General features: G+C 64.0%; 17 protein-coding genes. 7 read left to right on the forward strand and 10 right to left on the reverse strand.

Features of this window, described 5'->3' with window-relative positions:
* Positions 1–222 precede the first annotated feature (222 nt).
* The 5 genes from ABFO07_RS30090 (at position 223) to ABFO07_RS30110 (ending at position 8423) form a co-directional block, all read left to right on the forward strand.
* Positions 223–732 carry a fimbrial protein gene (locus tag ABFO07_RS30090; protein ID WP_430733084.1) on the forward strand — a complete coding sequence of 170 codons (510 nt, stop codon included), beginning with the start codon at positions 223–225 and terminating at the stop codon, positions 730–732.
* Between the two features lie 107 nt (positions 733–839).
* Complete coding sequence (locus ABFO07_RS30095) at positions 840–1598, forward strand: fimbrial biogenesis chaperone (protein ID WP_059565824.1); 759 nt, start codon at positions 840–842, stop codon at positions 1596–1598.
* 230 nt (positions 1599–1828) lie between these two features.
* Positions 1829–4369, forward strand: a complete 2541-nt coding sequence (locus ABFO07_RS30100) for a fimbria/pilus outer membrane usher protein (protein WP_347469714.1) — start codon at positions 1829–1831, stop codon at positions 4367–4369.
* Between the two features lie 170 nt (positions 4370–4539).
* Positions 4540–5214, forward strand: a complete 675-nt coding sequence (locus tag ABFO07_RS30105) for a response regulator (RefSeq protein ID WP_059958064.1) — start codon at positions 4540–4542, stop codon at positions 5212–5214.
* A gap of 146 nt (positions 5215–5360) precedes the next feature.
* Complete coding sequence (locus tag ABFO07_RS30110; RefSeq protein WP_347469279.1) at positions 5361–8423, forward strand: ATP-binding protein; 3063 nt, start codon at positions 5361–5363, stop codon at positions 8421–8423.
* 332 nt (positions 8424–8755) lie between these two features.
* Here the strand turns inward: ABFO07_RS30110 and ABFO07_RS30115 are convergent, their stop codons facing one another.
* A complete protein-coding gene (locus ABFO07_RS30115) occupies positions 8756–9190 on the reverse strand; it encodes a DUF1090 family protein (protein ID WP_059565821.1) in 435 nt (144 codons plus the stop codon).
* 492 nt (positions 9191–9682) lie between these two features.
* Between ABFO07_RS30115 and ABFO07_RS30120 the strand changes: the two genes are divergently transcribed.
* Positions 9683–9874, forward strand: a complete 192-nt coding sequence (locus tag ABFO07_RS30120) for a hypothetical protein (RefSeq protein ID WP_081059604.1) — start codon at positions 9683–9685, stop codon at positions 9872–9874.
* 410 nt (positions 9875–10284) lie between these two features.
* A complete protein-coding gene (locus ABFO07_RS30125) occupies positions 10285–13347 on the forward strand; it encodes an ATP-binding protein (protein ID WP_347469280.1) in 3063 nt (1020 codons plus the stop codon).
* 219 nt (positions 13348–13566) lie between these two features.
* On the opposite strand, the gene ABFO07_RS30130 is transcribed toward ABFO07_RS30125, so the two are convergent.
* Genes ABFO07_RS30130 through ABFO07_RS30170 form a run of 9 tightly spaced genes read right to left on the reverse strand, consistent with a single transcriptional unit; the run spans position 13567 to position 23536 of the window.
* On the reverse strand, positions 13567–13710 hold the full coding sequence (locus ABFO07_RS30130; protein WP_155631179.1) for a hypothetical protein: 144 nt from the start codon (positions 13708–13710) through the stop codon (positions 13567–13569).
* A 39-nt stretch (positions 13711–13749) separates the two neighbouring features.
* Positions 13750–14775: an acyltransferase family protein gene (locus ABFO07_RS30135; protein WP_347469281.1), complete on the reverse strand. Its 1026-nt coding sequence runs from the start codon at positions 14773–14775 to the stop codon at positions 13750–13752.
* Positions 14772–15914, reverse strand: coding sequence for a hypothetical protein (locus tag ABFO07_RS30140; RefSeq protein WP_430733069.1), 1143 nt, complete (start codon positions 15912–15914; stop codon positions 14772–14774). The genes ABFO07_RS30135 and ABFO07_RS30140 overlap by 4 nt, the downstream gene beginning before the upstream one ends.
* Complete coding sequence (locus ABFO07_RS30145) at positions 15904–17196, reverse strand: lipopolysaccharide biosynthesis protein (protein ID WP_347469283.1); 1293 nt, start codon at positions 17194–17196, stop codon at positions 15904–15906. Before ABFO07_RS30145 ends, ABFO07_RS30140 begins: the two co-directional genes overlap by 11 nt.
* Positions 17190–18353: a polysaccharide pyruvyl transferase family protein gene (locus ABFO07_RS30150; protein WP_347469284.1), complete on the reverse strand. Its 1164-nt coding sequence runs from the start codon at positions 18351–18353 to the stop codon at positions 17190–17192. Before ABFO07_RS30150 ends, ABFO07_RS30145 begins: the two co-directional genes overlap by 7 nt.
* Positions 18350–19600: a glycosyltransferase family 4 protein gene (locus tag ABFO07_RS30155; protein ID WP_347469285.1), complete on the reverse strand. Its 1251-nt coding sequence runs from the start codon at positions 19598–19600 to the stop codon at positions 18350–18352. The genes ABFO07_RS30150 and ABFO07_RS30155 overlap by 4 nt, the downstream gene beginning before the upstream one ends.
* Positions 19597–21894 (reverse strand): polysaccharide biosynthesis tyrosine autokinase, encoded by a 2298-nt coding sequence (locus ABFO07_RS30160; protein WP_347469286.1) that lies wholly within the window; start codon positions 21892–21894, stop codon positions 19597–19599. Before ABFO07_RS30160 ends, ABFO07_RS30155 begins: the two co-directional genes overlap by 4 nt.
* Positions 21891–22388: a low molecular weight protein-tyrosine-phosphatase gene (locus ABFO07_RS30165; RefSeq protein ID WP_347469287.1), complete on the reverse strand. Its 498-nt coding sequence runs from the start codon at positions 22386–22388 to the stop codon at positions 21891–21893. Before ABFO07_RS30165 ends, ABFO07_RS30160 begins: the two co-directional genes overlap by 4 nt.
* Entirely contained in the window at positions 22385–23536 is a 1152-nt protein-coding gene (locus ABFO07_RS30170) for a polysaccharide biosynthesis/export family protein (protein WP_059909269.1), read from the reverse strand. The genes ABFO07_RS30165 and ABFO07_RS30170 overlap by 4 nt, the downstream gene beginning before the upstream one ends.
* Positions 23537–23549 lie beyond the last annotated feature (13 nt).

Here is a 23549-nt window from a genome sequence, read left to right on the forward strand (position 1 = left end):
ATGATGAGTGGGCGAATTCGTTCTTGTCAAATAGTCGAAACTTTGTCAGATCCGGATAATTGTATGTGAAATGTGATCCGTAATTTTCGAGTTCCGGATTGAATTTCCAAAAAAATCATTCGGCTTGGGTTGTTTAATCATATTTGAGGTAATCACATGCAAAAGAAAATCAGCATCGCACGTATTATTCAGGGCGTGACGGCAGCGGGTATCCTCGCGTCGATGGCCCCGGCAATGGCGGCCGACGGCGAAATTGCGTTCACCGGCAAGGTGCTGTCGACCACCTGTTCGATCGGTGCGGGTGGCGGCGCGACGGGCAACAAGAACATGACCGTAAAACTGCCCAGCGTATCCGCAGGCGCACTGGCGAGCGCAGGCAATGTGGCCGGGCGCACGCCGTTCTCGATCGTGCTGAGCGGTTGCACGGGCGATTCGACGAAGGTCTCGACCGTGTTCGAGGCCGGCGATACGGTCGACGCGGGTAGCGGCCGCCTGAATCTCGTATCGGCCGGTGAGGCCGATACGGTGGCGACGAATGTCCAGATCAGTCTGCTGAACGACAAGCAGAAGCCGATCGCTGCGGGCTTCGCGTCGGGGCAGCAGAACTCGCAGGTCGTGACGCTGACCGACGGCGGCGCAACGCTGAATTACTTCGCGGAATACTACGCCACCGGCAAGTCGACCGCCGGTTCGGCAAACTCGCGCATCCAGTACTCGCTCGATTACCAGTAACTCGTCAATCGGCCGCCTGGCGCAGCGCCGGGCGGCATTCATCCAATCCTCATGTCGGCCGCCTCCATGCGGAGTGATCGTCGGCACCAAATTCCAACGGGAGACCTATGAACTGGAAGCTACCGAAGGCGACGGCCGCGTTCGCTTTATTGGCGACGTTATGGATGGGGAGTGCGCAAGCCAGCGTCGTGATTACCGGAACCCGCGTGATCTTTCCTGGCGACAGCCGTGAAGTGACCGTGCGCCTGATGAACGATGGCGATGCGCCTGCGCTGGTTCAGGCATGGATCGATACCGGCAACGAGAAGGAAGCGCCGGAGAAGATTTCGGTGCCGTTCGTGCTGACGCCTGCAATGTTTCGGCTCGAAGCGGGTAAAGGACAATCGCTGCGCCTGATTCAGACGCAGGAATCGCTGCCCGCGGATCGCGAATCGCTGTTCTGGCTCAACGTGCTGGAGATTCCGCCGAAAGCGAGTGCGGGGGATTCCGCGAACAAGGTTCAACTCGCGTTCCGATCGAGAATCAAGGTGATGTATCGCCCGAGCGGTCTGGCCGGGCACCCCGAGGCGGCAGCGGATCAATTGAAATGGACGTTTGCGCGCCAGGCGGACGGCAATGGATATGCGCTGAAGGCTTCCAATCCGTCGCCGTACGTTGTGAACCTCGGCGTGATCGATATCAACGTGAACGGGAAAAAGCACGAGCTGAAACCGAGTTTCGTGCGGCCGGGTGAAACGGCGGAGTTTCCGCTGCCAGCAGGTGTGGCTGCGCCTGCAAGTGCCGTCGTCGATTACGGCTATATCGATGACTGGGGCACCATCAAACCGACTAAACAGATCACGGTTGGCGGCGCGGCGCACGACTGATTGGCCGCGGTGTCCGGGTTGGCAGTAGCTGGCGCGGCAAATTGACGCCGAATTCCCGTGACTCGTTCAGAGGTCGTTCCCTAACGTTGATCGATATTGGGGAATTTTTTCTCGGAGAAATCCACCGATAAATTCGTAGAGCGAAATAAATAAAAGAATCGACCATGAATCTACATGTCAAAACGAACGAAAGCGCATTCCGCATGCCTCGTCAAAATGTACTCTATTCGATGGTGCTGTCCGCTCTTGCGGGCTGGACGGCCCACGCGGATAGCGCACCCGTACATTCCGACATGCATGCCGAATCGCAAACGGTGGCCACGCAGGTGGCCAGCGTGGAGTTCGACAGTGGATTCTTGTCTCGCGATGCCCGCGGGCAGGTCGACGTGTCACGGTTTGAAAGAGGGAATACGACGACACCCGGCACGTATGGCGTCGACGTATACGTGAACGAAAACCTTGCCACGACGATGCAGGTCACATTCCGTGCATCGGCGCAATCGGTCGACGCACAGCCGTGCTTCGACGAAGCGCAATTGGAAGCGATCGGTGTCGATGTGGAGCGACTCGCGCCGGGCGTGGTGTCGCAACTGCGCGACGATCGCGCGTGTATCGAAGTGGATAGCGCGATCCCCGACGCGCGTGCGGTGTTCGAATTCGGCGATCAGCGTCTGCGCCTCAGTATCCCGCAGACGGCGCTGCGCCGCAGCCCGCGCGGCTACGTCGGTCCCGAGCGATGGGACGACGGCGTGACGGCTGGCATGCTGAACTACAACGCGAACGTGTACAGCCGCCGCAGCAGCGGCGGCCCGACGCTCACGCAGGGCTACGTCGGGCTGACGAGCGGCGTCAACATCGGCGCGTGGCGTTTTCGTCACGAGGGCTCGTATAACTGGTCGACGGGCGGCGGCGCACGCTATCAGGACATCGCGACCTATGCGCAGCGCGACCTCACCGCGCTGAAGTCGCAGCTTACCGTCGGCGAATCGTACACGTCGGGCGAGCTGTTCGATTCGACGCAGTTTCGCGGCGTGCAGATCGCGTCGGACGACCGGATGCTGCCGGACTCGGTGCGCGGCTTTGCGCCTGTCGTGCGGGGCGTGGCGAACAGCAACGCGAGGGTGAAGATCAGTCAGAACGGGATGACGATCTACGAAACGACGGTTGCCCCGGGTGCGTTCGAAATCGACGACCTGTATCCGACCGGCTATGGCGGCGACCTGATCGTGCAAGTGACCGAAGCAGACGGCTCGGTCCATCAATTCAGCGTGCCGTATGCGGCCGTGCCGATGTCGTTGCGGCCGGGCATTCACCGCTACAGTTTCGTCGCGGGTACGGTGCGAGACACGCAGAGCGACCGCAATCCGCTGTTCATGCAGGCGACGTGGCAGCAGGGCCTGACGAACATGGTGACGGCGTATACCGGTGCGACCGTCGCGCAAGGCTACCTGTCGGGCATGATCGGCGCGGCGCTCAACACGCGATACGGCGCGTTCGGTTTCGACGTCACGCAGGCGAGCACGTCGGTGCCAGGTATGAAGCGCCTCAGCGGCACCAGCGCGCGCATCAGCTATGCGAAATCGATCACGCAGACGCAGACCGACATCGCGCTTGCAGCGTACCGCTACTCGACGAGCGGCTTCTTCGGGCTGAACGACGCGATGCTCGCGCGCGAGCGCGCCGCGAACGGCGGGCTCGTCGATTCGGTCGCGCGGCAGCGCAGCCGTACGTCGCTGACGATCAACCAGGCGCTCGGCGAACGCGGGGGGCGACTCGGGCTCAGTGCATCCGCGACGAATTACTGGAACCGCGGCGGCACCGACGTCACCTATTCGGCGACGTATTCGAACACGTTCAAGCGCATCACCTATGGCGTGTCGGTGCTGCGCCAGCAGAACAGCATGGGACGCAGCGACACGCAGTACTACGTGAGTGCGACGATCCCGCTCGGCCGCACGTCGCCGGTGACGGCCACGACGAGCTTCTCGCACAACACGAGCGGCCAGAACCAGGCGCTCGCGACGATCTCGGGTTCCGCGGGCCGCGACGACAACCTCTCATACAGCGTCTCCGCGAACCGGGCGTCGGGCAACGGCAACACGAGCAACGACGGCAGCGGCAGCGTCGTCTATCGCGGCGCGTTCGGCGAGCTGTCGGCGACGGCCGGCGCGGGATCGGGCTACCAGCAGGGTTCGATTGGTATCCGTGGCGGAATGGTCGCCCACCGCGGCGGGCTGACGCTGTCGCAGCCGCTGTCGGAAACCTTCGCGATCGTCAAGGCCGACGACGCGGCCGGCGCGCGCGTGATGAACTCGCCGGGCGCGCGCGTCGACGGGCGTGGTTACGCGATCGTGCCGTTCCTGTCGCCGTATTCGCTCAATTCGGTCGAGCTCGACCCGGAAGGACTGTCTACCGACGTCGAGTTGAAGGCGACCACGCAGCAGATCGCGCCCCGCGCGGGCGCGGTGCCGCTGATCGAATTCTCAACGGCGTCGGGCAAGTCGGCGGTGATCGACGCGCGGCTCGGCGATGGCAGCGCACTGCCGTTCGGCGCGGCTGTCGTCGATGCGCAGGGCAACGAAGTCGGCGTTGTTGGCCAGGGAAGTCGGATCTTCGCGCGCGGGCTCGATGACAAGGGCACGTTGACGGTGCGATGGAACGACGCGGGCGACCAGATCTGCTCGATTCGGTACACGCTGCCGAATGCAAAACACAGCTCGGCCACGCGTGGCGTGCGCCAGCTCTATTCGACGTGCGTTGCAGGCCAGTAATGCTTGAGGCATGACGCAGTCAGCGAAATCGACTCTGCTTGACCCTGCAACCGACCGCATACCGCCAGGCAGATCGAATATAGCTGTCCTTCAACATGATGGCACAAGCCCTATCGTGTGCTAAGCAGGCGAACGGCTTACGTGCCCGACATCATCAAGGAAACAGAATCATGAAGGAATTCTTTGTACGCGTGATGGTGGCGGACGATCATCCGGCCGTGGCCCTTGGGATTGCACAAGCGTTCGAGGGTAACAGCACGATCAAGGTCGTGCAGACCGTTTCCAACTCGACAGAGCTGGTCGCGGCCCTCGATGGCCATCCAAGCGACGTGCTGGTGCTCGACTACGTGATGCCGGGCGGCAAGTACGGCGACGGTCTCGCGCTGCTGTCATTTCTGCAGCGCCGCTATCCGGCACTGCGCATCGTGACGATCACGATGCTCGACGAACCCACTATCCTGCGCGCGATTCGAAGCCAGGGGGTGAATGGTATCCTGAGCAAGTCGGATGCGATATCGCACATCGTCGGGGCCGTGCATGCCGCCTACGTGGGTGCGCATTACCTGTCTCCGTTCATCAAGAGCCTGCTTCAGGACGACGCGGACGCCAAACCTGTTGTCCGGCGACTGTCTCCGCGCGAGATCGAAGTCATTCGTCTTTTTTGTGCCGGGAATACGGTGAACGCAATTGCCGAACAGCTTCATCGCAGCAAGCAGACCATCAGTTCGCAAAAGGCGAGCGCAATGAAGAAGCTCGGCATTACTCGCGATATCGATCTGCTCCGCTATGCCGATGCAGTAATATTTACCAATTCGCCCGCGTCGAGCGCGCTCCAGACAGGGTAATAGCGCATGCGGAACCGGCGCGATTACCCGGCGTTCACGCGGCCACTGACTTGCTCACCTGTCGCAGATCGACGCATTGCGGATGAAATCGGATCGGCGCGAATGATCCCTTTGCAATAGGTGATGAATACCCTCGGATGATACGCATGCAGGAAAAGCCGAAGCGGCATGGAGCCAGGATTGCAGCCGCAGGTCGCAAACCGTTCGAACCGGACCGGGTCCGGCGTCAGCAGCAATTCCTGCTGTACGGCAGCGGCGTGGCAATCACCGTGTTCATCCTGGCGTGTATGGTACTCATCGCGCGGCTCGAAGTACTCGGCCACTTCACGCAGGTGCGGGGGGATTTTCTGAAGCGAGAGGCTCGGCTGCATGCCGAGCTGATGTCGACACGATCGTTGTTCGGTCAATTCGTCAACACTGCACAGGGGCGTTGGATAGCCGCGGAGCCGGTCCCGCACGAGGTATTGCAGAAGTTCGCCGACGACCACGGTCGCTTGATCGGATACCGGCTCGGCCATGCCTGGTTCGTCGGAATGGCCGATATCACGCCGGAGCATCCTGCGAGTCGGTATGCGCGTTATCTTTCGGTGGCTCTGCCGCATTTCAATGTCGCGGCGACGCAGATTCCGGTCGACAAAGGCCTATCCGGCTATATGGTCGCGACGAACGAAGAATTCCTCGGCATTTTCGATTCCGAACTCGTCGAGCGTGCGCTCGACCTGCCTGACGGGTTCTCGTTGACGTCGCTGATGCGACAAGTCGCGCCGTCGAACGTGGATTTCACTTCGGAACATCAGGATAGTGCGGACAAGAACGCGATCCTGATCGAAAGCCGCATTGATCCGCTGTTGGGGCGTCGTGTACTGCGCTTTGCCCAGCGCCTATACGATGGCAAGGGGCAGCAGTTCGCCTGGGCAATCATGAACTGTCGCGCGCGTATCGGCGAAATTCTCGCATCGCAGTCCGACGACGACAAATATGCGCTGATCGATGCGCGTGCCAATTTTCTGGCCGGTGCAGAGCCGAGCCGCGAGATGATAGCCAGTGCGATCGACCATGCGCGCATTCCGTATGGAGATCGTGTGGCCGTACGCCGCGTCGGCACGCGTTTCGTCATCGGGGACTACTTGCCAAGCTCCGATCTCATGTTGATGGCGACTTTCTCATGGCGGAGCGTCGCGGCTGCAGTCCTCGAGCCACTCGGCCTGACGGCCGGACTTGCGTTGATTGCCATTTCGATTCTCTGGATCGGAATCGTCGGCTTCGATCGGCGGGCACTGCGTCCCGCGAACCGCCGGGCGATTCGATTGATCGAAAGCGAGGCACTCAACCGCACGTTGATTCGTGCGGCTCCGGCAGGAATCATTTTGCTGTCGATGGCCGACGGCGAGACGATGGTGCGCAACGATGCCGTTCTCCAATACGAAGACAGCAATTCGGGTATGTCGCTTGGCAAGCGAATTTGGCGTGCGTATCAGGACGGAACGCGGGCGCCGGACGCACCGCGCTTCATGATGCGAGAGTTGGCCATCGACGTGGTCGGCCAACGGGCGGTCTATTTTGCCGTGAACATCGTGCGAACGCGATATCGTGGCGTCGACGTACTGCTTTGCACGTTGGTCGATATCACCGCCCGAAAGCAGATGGAGGAGAAACTGCGCGAGGCGCGTGAGGCGGCCGAGTATGCAAACAAGGCGAAATCGACGTTCCTTGCAACGATGAGCCACGAGATCCGCACGCCGCTCAACGCGATCGTCGGCAACCTTGAGTTAATGGAGCGGGCTCAGATGTCCGCGCCGATGCGGCGCCGGCTCGGGACGATCATGTCGTCGTCGGACGCATTGCTGCGCGTGATCAACGACGTGCTCGACCTGTCGAAGGCCGAATCCAACCAGATGGTCCTCGAGCACATTGCGTTCGATTTGCGCGTGTTATTGCGCGACGTCACCGCGATCTTCCAGCCGCTCGCCGATGCGAAACATCTGATGCTGATGTGTCGTCTGTCCCCGGAGTTGGCCGATGGCTATGTCGGCGATCCCGTGCGGCTACGGCAGATCGTCACGAACCTCGTCAGCAACGCGATCAAGTTTACGAAGCACGGCACGGTGACGGTAGGCGCGCGGCTCTCGCCGATCGCGGCAGGGAACCCGCGTGTCGAGATCGTCGTCAGCGATACGGGGGTCGGCATTCCGAAGGAGAGTATGTCGACGCTGTTTGATGTCTATATTCAGGCCGATGCGACGACATATCGACGTTTCGGGGGCACAGGGCTCGGGCTGCCGCTATGTAGGCGTATCGTCGATCTGATGGATGGAGAGCTGTCCGTCGACAGTCGTTGCGGCGAAGGCTCGAATTTCGTTGTCACACTACCGCTGCCGGATGCGCCGCGCGGCTGGCGCAGTGAGTTGCTGGATCTCGACGCGTGCTCGGATCCGGCGTCCGTATTCGATATCGGCGCCGAACCGACGGCGGACGAAGCCGGCGAGGAGGGAGGCGACGGCGATGAGCCGTTACGTGTGCTGGTCGCCGAGGATCATCCGGCGAGCCGCGCGCTGCTGCGCGACCAGCTTGACACACTGGGTTACGATGCGACGATCGTCACCAACGGCATCGAGGCGATGCGAGCGTACTTTGAACGGCCGTACGATATCGTATTGACCGATCTCGGGATGCCGGAACTCGACGGCTTCGCGCTCTCGAATTTTCTCCGCGAGCAGGGCGCAGGCGTCCCGGTGATCGCGATGACCGCCCATGCGACCGACGAAGACCGCCAGCGTTGCGAGAAGGTTGGCGTCGCGGAGGTTGTGCTGAAGCCGCTATCGATCGGTGTACTCGATGCGGCGTTGCGGCGGCATGCGCGGCGCGATGTCGCTGCGCCGACGCTGCAGGAGAGCTCGGTACGCCGCCTGGAAGTTACCGACGAGATTCGCCAGACACTGCACACGTCGACACTGCACTCGCTCGTGGTAATCAACGCAGCGCTGACGAGCGGCGACATGGACGCGATCCAGATCGAGCTCCATTCGATGCGGGGTGGCTTCGCGTTGGTCCGCGACGTCATTGCGCGGGATGCGTGCGCGCGTGCTGAATCGACCATGCGTGACAATGGACCGGATGCGCTCAAGCGAATCTGGCCTTCAATCGAAGAAGCGATTTCCCTAGGGTTAAGACGTCTTGCGCGTGGAGATGCGCAAGTCGATTCTCCGTAAAAGAACCGAGTGGATCGCGGTGGAGAAATCGGTGTTCAAGGGACAATATACCGAATCGTCCGATACGGGAGGTGCCAAGCTGCGAAACGGTTGGTCGACATACGGCGGCACGCAGGCCGGGCGTGCTGTGAGATATCGACGGACCGTGTCGATGTTCGCGCATGTCGTCACCGCGTTTCCAGCCGGATCGAGTCCTTGCGCGTTCGCGAAGATCTACGAGCGTGAAGCGTACATGAAGCCGTGCGTGATGCAGTGGGCGACGCGCGGGCCGGTCGCGTCTCTGCCGGCGCTGCTGGTGCGGGTACGCGCTTCGCCAGCGGGATCGGGTCGTATCAGCGCCTCAGCGTGCCGAGGTCGGCTTCCACTTCGCGCAAGTCGCGAGTTTTGTCACGTAGCTTATCCTGCTTCCTGGCGAGTTTCCGCTGTTTCTTCGCGATCTCCTTTGCATCCGCTGACGCTTGGGCTTCACGCAGGCGTTCCTCTGCGTGACGTACGTCATCCTGTGCGCTGCGCACGTTACGTCGCTTGTCCCTGAGCTTTCGTTCGGTGCTGGAAAATTCGCCTGCGCCCGCGCAACTCGCTTCGACATGCGCAAGTGCAGCACGCTTGCCGATCGCCTGATGCGTATTGCCGTATCGCTTCGCATTGTCGATCTGCGCCTGGATCGCCTGGATCCGCTCCGCGCAATTGAGCTTGCTCGCGATCGCTTGAGAGCTGACGGGCAGGATGAACGGAATGGCAGCGACAATCAGGATCTTCTTCGTCATGAGCAGTTTCGCGGATGTGTCATTGACCGCGCGGTAGTGTGCGTATGGCCGTTTGTACTCCGATCGGGAGCTTCGATGCGACGACATGGCAACCGACCGACGTGTGGGCTGCCATTAGAACAACAACCTTCGTGGCGGAAAATATGACACGTATGAAACTGAGTTCGCGAGTTTACTCGTGCCTATAAGTTCCGAAATTTCGAATTCGTCCAATGGTACTGATGCACTAACAATCCTAAGATGGGGACTCTGTTGAGAGTCAAGCCTGCATTGGGTCATCGTGCGCGCGTCGAGTGGTGCCCCCCGGAAGCCGAGTGTGCAAGGGGCGACTCGAACAGTAGATCGAAAATGGATCTGTGAACGCACGTCGTACTTGGCTGCAATCGACCGGGTCAGGAATCCGGATCCGCAAGAAGTGGTGGTTCGGTAGCGCAGGTAATAGGACGGGGTTGACTCCCCTCATGGCGGATCAGCCCCGGTGGAGATATTTCCATGCGCAACAAAAAGAAGGTACTGAATTTACTGTTGGAATTTGCGTCACTTCCTGAGAAATCAAGAAAGAGTTTTCTTATGGGAGTGAACGAGTACCTGATGATGTCGCACGTACAAAGGCGACACGCAATCTACGAGTGGGAACAAGAGGCCAGAATTCGCGATGGGGCTGCGAATCAGCCATCACGTTGACCATCTGAGTTGAATCGCCTTGGCGCGATCAAGCACCCAAAACGTTTCCAGCGTCAGCAAGTGACGAAGATCAGGCGAGCACAGCCAAGGCGTGTGAGCTCGTCCCGGCTCGGCGCCGCCTCCGCTGTCGGCCCGCCGGCTGCCGTATCTCCTATTCTGCCGGCATCTACATGCTTCGTGAGATCAGTTAACAACGGAACACGAGCGTGCGTAACGACCGAAATATCGGTCAAGTTCGAAATCGCTGTGTCGGCGAATTTGACGTGTATGAAATGCTTTGTGGGACACGAACGATCGGCCGGATATTTGGCATATTGGCAATCACGTCTTTCAATAGGTCGACAACACGCCGGACGCCATATCAGCTCACCATTGTTTCACTGCGCTCGCGGCCTCCGTCATGACGCATCATGCCAAACAGTCCTCTCCAAACTTTACGCCGCTACCAGAGCATCTCCGTGTTCGGTGGTGGGATCATCGTCACATTGCTGATTTTGCTCGCCAGCGGGCTCGGCATGGCGTGGATCGTCTACACCTATGCCGAAGGGGAGCGACGCACCTATTTGAGCGGGCTGGAGCAGACACTGAACGCGATCCAGGTGAGCGAGACGTCGTTCCGCAACAGCGTCACGAACGTGCAGCTCATCTGGCGGGAGGTGGGCAATGCGCCGGAGTCCATGCTCAACGAATTCTTCAACAGCGGTCAACAACTTGCGACCAAGCCCTATTCGTCGCTCGTACTCGGCGTGCCGGAGCAAACCACCAATCGTAGCGAGGTCGCGCGATATCTCTCGATGTCGGTGCTGTTGGCACGCATCTGCGCGGCCAGTTCGATCAATCGAGGATACACGCTGGAGGGCTATCACTACAGCACGCGCACGGGCGCATTCGCGTTGGTGCCGAACCTGAAGCACGATTACCCGGCCCTGGATTCACCGGAAGGTCGCGCTCACGTGCTCGATGCGTTGCGCATCCATTTCGACGAGCCGTCTCGGAGCGTCGATGGCGCCCGCCCGCAGGTGCACTGGCTGCCGCCCTTCATCAACCCCGTGTCGAGGCAGTCGAAGATCAGGATCGCGGCCGAGGCGCATGATCACGGCAAGCCATTTGCGGTACTGGTAACCGAATATTCCCCCGACTATCTGCTGTCGTGGCTCGACGATTACCGTCCCGCAGGCGCCTTCTATATTACGACGTCCAACGGTGGGCTGGTCGCGATGGATCCGACGGTTATGGGCGACACCGAGCGGGTGCAGCGCCTGCTGCAGCTGAACCGGGTGCATAGTCGGGTATCGCCTGGCGCTCCCATGTTCAGTGACGGCTTTTTGCTGTTTCGCGATCAGCTCGGCTCGACAGGCTGGACGCTCACGTACGCGCTGTCATGGGTCGGCATCGTGCATGGCGTGGCATGGCCTGCCGGAACGGTCGCGGCGGCGACACTGGTGGCGCTGGCGGTGATGTGGACGCTGCTGCTGCGCTTTCACAGGCGCGAGTTCGTGCCGCTTTATTCCCGGTCGCAGCGCGTATTCGATAGCGAGGCGCTGTGCCGCAGCGTCATAGAGATGGCGCCGATCGGACTTGGTCTGATTGCGCGCGATGACGAGCACTTCATGCTCGTGAGTCCTGCCCTGACAGAAATGGTCGGACGGATCGGCGGTGAATATCACGTGCTGTCGAGCCAGGTGGTCGGTGCGTGGCGGGTAGGCGATGCGGATTCCAAAGTGCTTGCCGGCGACATTCTGCTGCCCGGTGCGGAAGCGACCAATCCTCACCTCGAGTTCATGGCGTGCGGCGGACGCTATCAGGGCAGGGAGGTGCTGATCGCCGCGTTCGTCGACGTGACTGCAAAGCGGCAGCTGTTGCAAAAACTTGAAGAGGCCGTTCGCGCGGCCGATTCGGCCAATGCCGCGAAATCGTCGTTCCTTGCGGCAATGAGCCATGAGATCCGCACGCCGCTGAACGTAGTCCTCGGGAACCTGGAGCTTCTCGAGCGCTCGGCGCTCGATGCGTCCCAGCAGGGCCGTCTGCGCGCGCTGCGTACGTCTGCAACGAACCTGCTCGCCGTCGTCAGCGACATATTGGACTTCTCGAAGATCGAAGCCGGCTCGATGTCGGTCGAATCGATCGAATTCGATGTGATCGCAATGATCGAGCGTGAGCTGGATGCGTTCTCGCTGGTCGCAAAGGAGAAGGGGCTGCAGTTGTTTTGTGAGATCAATGCATCCGTCGGACTGCGAATGCGCGGCGATCCGACACGTCTGGCGCAGGTATTCGGCAACTTGCTGAGCAACGCGATCAAGTTTACTCACGCGGGCAGTGTTACTGCGCGAGTCAGCGTGATCGCTGATGGCCGCGAGGCGTCGGAAATCGTGATCGAGATCGAGGATACGGGGATCGGCATCTCCGCCGAGCATATGCGCAATCTGTTCAAACCGTTCTCACAAGTTGACATGTCCATCACGCGGCGCTTCGGTGGAACAGGCCTTGGACTCGCGCTGTGCGGCCGGCTCGTCACGGCGATGGGCGGACGAATCTCGGTGACGAGCGAGCCGGGCGCCGGAAGCTGCTTCACGGTGCGGCTTCCACTCGGAATGGACGTTTTGGCGTTCGACGCGCGACGCGCGTCGAATGGTCGAATTCTGACACTCGTTCCCTCACATCCTGAGTGGCGCGATTTCGTATTGCCGCATCTGACGTCATGGGGCTTCGACGTCCGCATCCAGGACGTTCCGCACGATGGTCAGGACCACGACGTCGATCGGCTTGGCACTGTGATCCTGTTCGGCGATCCCGACATGTGGCCGCATGCCGACCTCGACGGTGTGTGCAGCGGCACGCGAACTATCCTGGCGACGCGCGATGGCCCGCTCGAGCCGTATTGCATTGGCGACATGGTTCGCGTGTCATGCTATTCACTGAGTGGTTTGTACTTGACGCTGATGCAAAGCGATGAAGGGGGCCGTGAGTTGGGGAGAGACTTCCCGGTGAAAAGTCCCTCCCGCAGCCCAGAAGCCTCGGCGCATTATGCGATCGGCGGTAAATTGCGGGTGCTCGTGGCGGACGATCAGATCGTCAACGGCGCCCTGCTGAGCGAACAATTGCACGCGCTTGGTTGCATCGTTGCCGAAGTTGGCTCGGCGCAGGCTGCGCTCGACCTATTGGCCGCTGAAAGTTGGGACGTGCTGCTGATCGGCGCCGACCTTCCCGACATGTCGGCGCTTGCGCTTGCCGAGGCCGTTCGCGATCGCGAGTTCGCCTGCGACGTGCTGGTTGTGACGTCGCATCTGTTGCCGGAAGACAAGCACCGCTGCGTGCAAGCCGGCGTGCGCCGCGTTTTGACGAAGCCGGTGACGCTCGCGCATCTGCACGGCGCGCTTGCGAAGCGGCGGCGGGGTACTGGGGACCATCGTTTGCACCGGGACAACCAACCGGCAGAACGACTTGGCCCCGAAAAGGTGTTGCACGACGAATAAACGCAAACCGGTCATACCGGGCCGCGGGTTATTTAGCAGCCCGCCCGCTTGCGATGCAAAGATCGCCCGGCCCGCGACGCGAATTTGATCCGCTATGCCGACGAAGATCGCGAGGCCTATCGGTTAGCGGGACGCGCCAATAAGTTGGCCGAGCGGGCCGTGTCCTGCGACCGGTTAAATTCGCGTGTTGCCCGATCGCAGTACAGCGGTCCTCTACGTTCAGCGCTTGCCGACTAGACTCATCGTTTCCTTGAACAAGGTGCTGTTCGGATCGATGAGCATACTCACGAGAATAAATTGATTGTGCTCGGCGTCCTCGATGAGTTTTGCGTGCGCCTGATGCCGCGACCATGCGTCGAACATGTTGAATCGGGAAAACCGCCCAGCCAGGTTCGGGGATGTTTACGCTTTGCGACGGCGCGGCAACGACCGATGCAGCGCAGTGACGATCGGCCGCTCGATCCACGCGTGGCAGGCATATCCGCACGCGCAGACGGCTGTCATGACGGCGATCGTTGCCAGCACGCCGCGCGGCGTGTCGAGATCGGCGTGCACGCCCGCGACTTTGGTCGCGAGACCGATCACGTAAGGATGGAGCAGGTAGATCGAATAGCTGGCGGCGCCGAGTGCCGCGGCTGACGGGCTCGTTACCGAGCGGCCGTTCAGGTCGAGCGCGATGAGCGCGATGATCAGCACGCTGGCCGGTGCGCCCCATCCCGCTACGCGGGCAAAGCCGGCCGGTGTGCCGCAATGGAGCTGAAACAGCGTGATCACCGTCACGCTCGCGGCAACGAGCCCGATCCAGACTCGCGGAGAGGCCCGGCCCGCGATTCCGGTTTCCAGCGCGCGGTGGACGAGCACGCCAAGACCAAACTCGAGCACGAGCGGCTGCCCGAAATGATCGACTACTGCGCTGCGTGTGCCGCGTACGGCGACGTAAGCGCAGAACATGGCGAGCAGGAGCGCCGCGAACGCCGTCGCATGGCGGCCGCGCACCAGCAAGAGCGCGAGCGCGACGACGACATAGAACAGCATTTCGTATTCGAGCGTCCAACCGTTCAAGTTCAGCGGCCCCCAATGACCGTTTTCCTTCAGGTACGGAATGAACAGCAGCGACTTGACGAGATAGTCGGCGCGCGCGGTCGTCGAATTGAGCCACTGCGGCTGCCATGTCGCGATCGCATAGACGCCGAGCGTCGTCAGCCAGTACAGCGGAACGATCCGGATCAGCCGTTTGCGAAAGAACGCATGGCCTTCGCGTGGCGCGACCTGCGACATGATGAAACCGCTGATTACGAAGAAGACGTCGACGCCGGCCTGTCCGGCCGGCAGAACACCCATGTGATAGCCGACGACCGCGAGCGCTGCGCAGGCGCGCGCGCACTGGATGTTCGGAAAGTAGGCGCCGGGCCGGGTGAGCATGTTCATGTGCGGGGGCCGGGAAAGTGCGGCGGTTGGCGGAATGCGGTATGACCCGGGCTCGGCGTGCCATCCGCCCGCGAGTGATCGGGCGCGGATACATTGGGCGTCGCATGATGCTTGTATGCACCGGTCGGCAAGCGAGCGGCGAATTGCATCGTGCAGAACAGCGCAACGCTCGAAAGATGGCGCATATAGCTGCCGAGATCGGGCTCGAACAGCATCGACACGGCGACGTGCCCGATGACGAGACATGCGAGCAGATCGACAGTGGAGCGTGCGCCGGTGCGCTCGCGCCGCCACACTGCGGCCAGCGCGATCCACACGAACACTTGCATCGCGATTTCCTTCGGCCCAGGCATGAAGAGCGCCGGCAGGTTCAGGCGCAACGTGCCGTAGGCGTAGTTCGCACAGAACGCCATGAATGAATCCGGCGGCAACAGGTTGTGAAAGCTCGTGCGTGCACCGAACGGCGAGCCGTGGGCCAGGTAGTCGGCCGCCATGTCGCGCGGATGTTGCAGCAGGTAATACGCGTCGTCGGGCAACAGGAACAGCGCGACCGGCACGGCGATCGCCAGCCATGCCTTGCCGCGCCACGATGCGCGCCGGAACAGCAGCGCGCCGATCGCGAGCGCGAGGATCAGCGCGAAATAGCTGCGTACGAGCATCGCGTAACCGCCGTACAGCACAACGGCCGCGACGAGCGTGACCGCCGTCGAGCGGCGTTGCGCGACGCCGGCGAGCACGATCGCCATCAGCACGACGATCGTGTCCTTGCTCGCGACGAACAGGTTGAAGAACACGCAGGGCGCGAGCAGGACGATGCACGCCGCCAGTGAGCCGACGCGCCTGCCGTGGCCGATCACGCGCCAGATGCACAGTGCGCCGACGGCAGCCACGAACAGGTGCGTACCGGTTGCGCCGAGCGCAGCGTAGAACTTCGCGACGGCGTCGAACGACGTGCCCTCGTAGGTGCTTGCACCGCCGATCTGGCTCTGGATTTTCTCCGCGTCGCGGAAAACGAATTCAGGCAGGAACGCGCCGGCCTTCGCGTAGATGATCCAGTACGCGAGCACGGCCAGCGTTGCGATGGCGCGTGTCATGCCGCGGCTGAGTCGTGGGCCGGCGCGGAGCAGGTTATCCAGCATGCGACGGATGCTCCATTGGGCGTGCGACGCGTCTTGCATCCGCACGGCGCGCGACGATCAGCGCGAGCGTGGCGGTGACCGCGATGCTTGCCGCAAGGTGTGCGAGCGCCGCGCCTTCGACGCCCGCCTGGTCGATCAGATAGCGGGCTGCCGGTACGTAGAGCAGCGCGAGCGCGGCAATCGCCGCCAGCACGATGCCGCCGGCGCGCAGCGCGATCGCGGCGGTCCAGAGCACGTCCGTGACCGCACGCAGCACGAACGAGACGAGCAGCACCGCGAGCAGCGTGACATGTCCCGAATCGGTCGGTTCGTGCGCGAGCGCGAACAGCGTGCGATGCGCGGCAAGGATGATGGCCGACGCGAGCAGCGTCACGGTGGCGCTTGCCGCTACCGCATGCATCGTGCGACGGGAGAACGCATCTGGCGCGTCGGTCAGCGTGCGGACGAGGCGCGGGCCGGCCGTGACCACCACCGTCGCAAACGCGACGGTCTGCACGGCGTTTGCGATCGACCACGCGAACACATACTGGCCGAGCACGTCGGCGCCGATCCGGCCGCCCGCGATGAAGCGCTCCGCGTATTGCAGCGACGACAGGATCACGCCGGCCACATAGAACGGCAGTCCGTGTCGCCAGACCGCGAGCACGGGGTGCGGGGAGCGTGCTGCGCCGGGCAGCCCGATGCCGCGCGCGCGCCGGTCGAAGGCGGCGATCTTGTGCCACGCCGCGACGACGACGACCGCATTGGTCATGATCCACAGTGCGAATATGACCTCGATCGATTGCAGGACGCCGGCGAGCAGGCCGGCGCACGCGAGGCCGGCCCAGGCGCCGGTGCGCACGAACAGCAGCATCGAGCCGATGCGAGGCCGATGTAGCGAGAACAGCCAGCCGTTGACCTCGAACGCCGCATGCTCGGACAGGGCGACGAGCAGCACGCACCACGCCAGCGGCGTCGACAGCGAGAACCGGTCGAGCAGCCCGACAACGGCATCGTTCGTCGTCGAGACGGCGAATGCCGCGACGATCAGCAGGTACATCCCCCCATAGGTGGCGCCTACCGTGCGGGCTTCGCCGATCGCGGCCAGCGGGTGGGTTTCGCTCAGCCGGCGGTTGAGTTCGGGGCCGAAGCCGAGCCCCAGCGCTTTGGAAGCGATGACGGACGCGGCGACCGCGAGCCCGTAGGCGGCGACCGCGTTGAAGCCCAGCGTGCGCGCGATGACGATCGTCAGCGCGAACTTCAGACCGAGCGCCGAGAACCGGAGGAAAAGGCGCGTCAGCATCGTTCGCCTCCGGCGATGTCACGCGCGGCGCGTAGCGCGTCGATCACGCGCGCGCGGGCCGCACGGATGCCCGCGAAGCCGGTTTGTGCGGCATCCCAGAACGCGGCCGTCGCACCGGGGGCAAGAATCGTATCGGCGACGTACGCGGGATCGAAGTTCGCGCCGTTGACGACCCAGTCGTCGAGCCGCATGTCCGAGTACGCACCGAAGCCCTTGCGCTCGTAGCTGACGTGGAATGCCGGAACGCCGTTCAGGATCGATTCGAGCGCACCATGCAGCCGGACCGACACGACGATGTCCGGGCGGTCGTGCTCGAGCAGCGTCCTGAGCGGCACCAGCGCATCGCGAATGCCGAGGCTGTGGTAGTAGGCGAGATCGTCGTTGCCGCGACCGGTGCTCTGCACCGCGAAGCTGACCCGGCACGACGTGCGCATCCGTTCGACGAGCTGCCGGATCGACGCATCGTATCGGGTGCGTCGTGCGGGTGACCATGCGGGCGCGCGGCGCAGCACGAACGCGACGTGCCGCACGGCATGTTCCGCTTGCGGCGGGATCGCGTCGCCGCGATGCGCGAAATCGAGCACTGCGAGATCGGGCGCGCGCCGCGTATTCGGGTTCGCGGCGAGAAAGGCCGCGGAGCGGTCGTCGCGGACGAATACCGAATCGAAGGCGGCAAGCAGCGAGCGCAGATGGGCGCCCACCGGGTACGCCGACAGCGCCGGCCCGATGCTTTGCGGCAGATAGACGGTTGGCTTGCCCGATGCGTGCGCAGCGCGCATCTGCAGCAGATGCCCGGCTTCGAGCTTGAGCGCTTCGATGGTATTGCGCGCACGCAGGTAGCCGCCGCCGACGCCTACGATCAGGTCGGCGTCGTCGAGCAGTTCGCCCAGCGGGCGCAGTAGCCGGTTCGAGCGCACGTGCAGCGCGGCGCCGGCCGCGGCGGCCAGCCGGCGCCAGCCGCGGTCCGCGAGCACGGGGGCCCCGCGGACGTCGTCGTAGGCGGTGAACGATGCAGGATCGGCCGCGACGATCGACACGCGGGTCGCGTCGCCGAAAGCCTCCCGAAGTAGCCCGACCGACAGGTCGACGAGCAGGCCGTCACCCGAGTTGCAGGTGCTGTATGCATGGAGCAGCGCGATATGGGAGGGCGAAGTCATGCGGTCTTTCCTTGTGGAACGAGTGCGCGATAAAAATCGAGCGTGTGCCGGACCATCGTCGCGGCCGAGAATCGGTCGAGTGCCGTCACGCAGTTCGCCCGCATGCGATCGCGCTGCGCCGGATCGTCGGCGAGCGCGACGACGGTGTGCGCGAACTGCGTCGTGTCGTCGTCGTTCGGGACGATGACGCCGATGCCGTGCGCATCGACCAGTTCGGCCGCGCCGGCGACCCGCGATGCGACGATCGGCACGCGCGCGGCCATCGCTTCGAGGCAGACGTACGGAAAGCCTTCGTAGCGGCTCGGCAGCGCAAACAGGTCGAATGCGGAAAAGTAGCGGCTCGCGCGCTCGACCGCGCCCGCGACGCGAAGCGTCGGCGGCAGGTCGTCCGCGTCGGGGCCGGCCGCGGCGCTGAAATTGCCGGGGCCAATCGCGACGAACTGCACGGCGCGGCCGCACCGGCGATACACGCCGCGTGCGATCCGTACGAGCCGATCGACGCCCTTCTGGTGATCGAAGCGCCCGACGAAGCCGACGACGATCGCGTCGTCCGGCAGGCCGAGCGCCCGCCGTGCGTCGCGACGCGGCAGCGTATCGGGTGGCGGGACGCCGTTGACGATCGTCCGGACGCGATGCGACGGGATTCCGAGTGCGTGTTGAAGATGCTGCGCTTCGTCCTGCGACACGGCCACGACGCCGTGCGTGCACAGCCGGCCGAGCCATCGCTCGATCGTGCCGTAGAAGCGGCGCTGCGCATCGGTCAGCGACGGATTGAGCGTGTAGACCGCATGGGGCGTATAGACCTGACGCCACGGGCCGATGCACAGCCGGGCGATCGCGCCGGCCTTCGAACTGTGGCTGTGCACGATATCCGGGCGGATGCGCCGCAGGCATCGATGCACGTGTGCGACTGCCAGTGCGTCACGCCAACCGACGGCACGCTGCAGTGGCACGCGATGGACGCTGGTGCAGCGCGACAGCACGCGGGCATCGAGAATCCGGTCGTCGAAGCGCGGGCCGTCAGGCGCGATCAGGTGCAGCTCGACTCCGTCGGTCGCGCTGAGTCCTTCGATCAGGTCGGCGAGATGCACGGCCACGCCGCCGCCCGCCGCTTCGACGACGAGCGCGATGCGCAGGCGCTGTGCGCGGGCTGCGTGCGACGGCGCACGGGTTTCGTCGGCGAGCAGGGCGGGGGTAGGGGGAGCCTTGCCGGGCGCCGCGCGTTCGAGGTGACGGGTATCGCTCATCGCGGGCCTCCGCGCCGGAACCGGGAGACTAGCCCGCGCAGCGACTGCCCGACGGACGCGGCGACGCCGCCGCGCGGCGGCGCGTAGCGGTAATGCGTATAGCGGTAAGCGCCGTAGCGCGAACCATAGCCGCCCGCGCGCGGGTCGACGCCGTTGAGCAGGACGCCGCTCACTTCGACGCCATTGTGCGCAAGCCGTCGAACGGCTTCGCCCAGTTCGGCGATGCGCGTCGATCCTGCGCGCGCGGCCAGCAGCACGATACCTGCGTGGCGGCCGAGCACGACGGCGTCGGCGACCGCGAGGATCGGTGCAGAGTCGATCACAACGCGGTCGTAGCGGGCCGAGAGCGTGTCGAGCAACGCCGCGACGCGATGGTCGGCGAGCGATTGCGCCGGATGTTCGGGCATCGCGCCGGTCGCGAGGAAGTCGAGATTCGGGAGCACGTTCCGATGGGTTGCGTCCTCCGGCGCAGCGGTGCCGGATAGCAGTTCGGCGAGGCCCGGTTCGCGCGGGACGCCCAGCGATTCGTGCAGATAGCCCTTGCGGAGGTCGCCGTCGACGAGCAGCACGCGTTCCCCGCCGGCAGCCAGCAGCGCCGCGAAATTCGCCGCGACGAACGACTTGCCTGCGCCGGGGACGGGCCCTGTCAGCAGCAGGATGTTGTTGCGCGCGTCCTGTATCGTGAAGCGAAGCGCGGTGTGCAGGCTCCGCAGGCTTTCGGCCGCCGGATCGTGAGGATGGAGCGCGCTCAGCAGATGCGGCCCGGTCAGGCGCCGGGCGATACGCCGGGCGATCTGCCGCTGACCCGCGGAATCGGGAATGGTCGCGTAGACGTCGAGGCCGAGATGCCGCTCGACCTCGTCGGCGTTGCGCACGCCGCCGAACAGGTAATCGCGGACGAACGCGAGCGCGACGCCGAGCGTGAGGCCGAGCAGCGCGGCCGCGACGATGACGACCGGGCGGTTCGGGCGGACGGCGTCCTCAGGGACGATCGGCGTGTCGACGAGTCGCACGCTCCCCGTCTTGCCGGCCTTGACCAGTTCGAGCTGCTGGGTGTTGGCGAGCAGTGCCGTATAAAGATCGGTATCGACCTTCACGTCGAGCATCAGTCGCACGGCATCCTGCTGCAGATTGGGCAAGCGCCGGACCCGGTGTTCGAATGCCTGCTGTTCGCGCGCGAGCGTTGCGATCTGCGCATCGAGCGCGACCATGTCGGGGTGGCCTGGCGCGAAGCGCGACGCCATCTCGTCGCGCTTTTGTTGCAGTTCGAGCCGGCGCGTCGTCGCATCCGCCGATTGCTGCAGAAGCAGCTTCGCTTCCTCGTCCAGGTCGATCGTGCCGTTTGCGTTGCGCAGGTTCGTGTAGCGCTGCTCGGCATCCTGCAGCTGCTTTTTGAGCACCGGCAATTGTGCGTTGAGGAAGGTGAGCGATTGCGCGGCATCGGCGGACTTGCGTTCGATATGCTGGCGAATGTAGTGGTTCGCGACGGCCTGCAGCTGCGCCTGCACGCGCTGCGGGTCGGGGCCGCGCAGCGTCGCGACGATGACGCCCGACTGCTTGATCTTCTCCTGGACGTCGAGCCCGCGACGCAGCGCGTCGATCGTTTCGGCGCGCGATTCGCGCACGACCGTGAAGCGGGCGCCCGAACGGGCGTCGACGCGCACGACGTCGATCGCGATCGGGCCGTCCGCGCTCTGGAATGTCTCCGGGCGGCCGATCGTGCCGGTGACGGGGGCGGACAGTGCCGCGCCGGTCAGCCGGTATTGGCCGCCGTCGAGCATCGACAGTTCGAAGCGTTCGCCTTCGACGGAGCGCGGCACGTCGAAGCGCGCGAGTTCGACGGATTCGCCGCCCCATGCGTAGCCGCCCAGGCCGAACACGCCGGGGCGCGTGATTCCCGTGTTGAAGCGCGACACGAATTCGCCGACGACGGGGAAACGCTTCGGCTGCGCGACGATGTAGCTGCGCAGTTCGTCGACCGCACGTGTGACCACGAGTCGCGACGCGAGAATCTGCGCTTCGGCAGCGGCACTCGACTTGATGTCGAACAGCGACGAGACGTCGCCGAGCACGCTCTTCGCGGCGGACGTGTCGCCGCTGTCCTCGACCTGCACCATGATGTCGGCCTGGTACTGCCGGTGAGCGAGGAACGCGTACAGCGTGCCGGCGCCGACACAGATTGCGGTGACGAGGGCGATCAGCCAGCGCTGGGAAACGAGGACATCGATCGCGCCGGCGAGATCGAGCTCGGCGTCGCGATCATGCGGGCGCTCGTGGGAGGGGTGGGATGTCATCGGTTCGATTCAGGAGGCTGGGGAGTGGAAGGGAGCGACGGCGCGAGGCGCGCGCACCATGCGTCGACGCCGCGCTCGATGAGTCGCAGGCTGTGCTCGAACGACGCGCGCGGGCCGAGATACGGATCCGGCACGTCGAAGCCGTCGGGCTGGCCGGTCGACGCGACGGGCATGCCGAGCCGGAATACGCGGCCGCGAAGTGCCGGCAGGTAGTGCTCGAGCCAGCGCTTCTGATCGAGATCCATTGCCAGGATCAGGTCGGCGCGTGCGCCGAGCGACGGCAGCAGGCGGCGCGCGCGGTGGGGGGTGATGTCGAAGCCGCGCGCGCGCATCAGGTCGACCGCGTGCGGATCGGCCGCCTGGCCGTCGCGAGCGCCGATGCCGGCCGACTGCACGTCGATGCCCGGCAGGCGTGCACGAAAGAGCGCCTCGGCCATCGGACTGCGACAGACGTTGCCGATGCACACGACGAGCAGGGTGGTGACGGGCCTCATTTGACGGCGAGCGCCGCGGCGGCGCTGGTGTTGACGCCCGGCAGCAGCAGGCTGAGCACGCGGCTGAAACGCACGAGACCGTTGCCGTCGACGTAGACGATGTCCTTCGGCTGCAGCTCGAACTCGTTCGCGAGCACCATCGATACCGGCGAGCGCGCATCGAGATGGAATACCTGCGGGTGATCCGTGCCCGAGCCGCGGATCACGAACATCTGGGCCGCGTCGGCCGTGCCGGCGTTGATGCTGCCTGCCTGCGACAGCGCGTCGGAGAGCGTGAGCCGCCCGTCGCGCAGCGGCACGGCGAGCGCCGGCTTGTTGACCTCGCCCATTACGTAGACGCCATAGTCGTTACGGGCCGGCACATGCAGGAGATCGCCGGCCGCGAGCGTGACGTCGGCCGGGTTGCGGCCATGACGCAGCATCCGGCTCAGGTCGAGCGGATAGGTTACGCCGCCGCGTACGAGCGTCATGCGGCTCTGGTCGGCGCTCTGGCTGAGGCCTCCCGCACGGCCGAGGGCCTCGTAGAGCGTCATCGGCACGTCATTGACGGGCTGGACGCCGGGCGTGCGGACTTCGCCGTCGACGTAGACCTGCTGCGAGCGGAACGACGCGATGCGCAGCGTCACTTGCGGATCGCGGTAGACGCGCGACAGCGCCTGGACGATCTCGGCTTGTGCAGCGTCGACGGTCAGCCCGGCGACGTGCAGTTCGCCCGCGAACGGAAACGACAGGTTGCCGCGTGGATCGACGACGAAGCCGGCGACGGGATCGGCCGCGCGCGGCGTGCCTTGCGGCGCGGCGCCCTGCGCGGCCGCCAGTTCGGGGTGATCCCACACGGTGATTTGCAGCACGTCGCCGGCGCCGATCCGGTACTGGCCGGCCGGCGCGGCGAGCAGGTCGGACTGCACGTCCTGCCGGCGCGTCGCCTGCGCATCGAGCTGGCGGATCAGGGCGGTGTCGATCTTCGTCAGCCGGAACGACGGCGCGTCGTCGGCCGCCCGGCCATCGGTCGCAACGGGCGGCGTGCCCATCCGCATGCCGGGCGCGACGGCGCAGGCCGACAATGCGATGCAAAGCGTCGCGCTCAGCAGCGCACGCGCGCCGTATGGACATGCGGATCCATTCCGCGCGTTCATGGCGGTTTTCATCAGTCATCCTTGT

The sequence above is a fragment of the Burkholderia stagnalis genome (genome assembly GCF_039848545.1).
Lineage (GTDB): Bacteria > Pseudomonadota > Gammaproteobacteria > Burkholderiales > Burkholderiaceae > Burkholderia > Burkholderia stagnalis.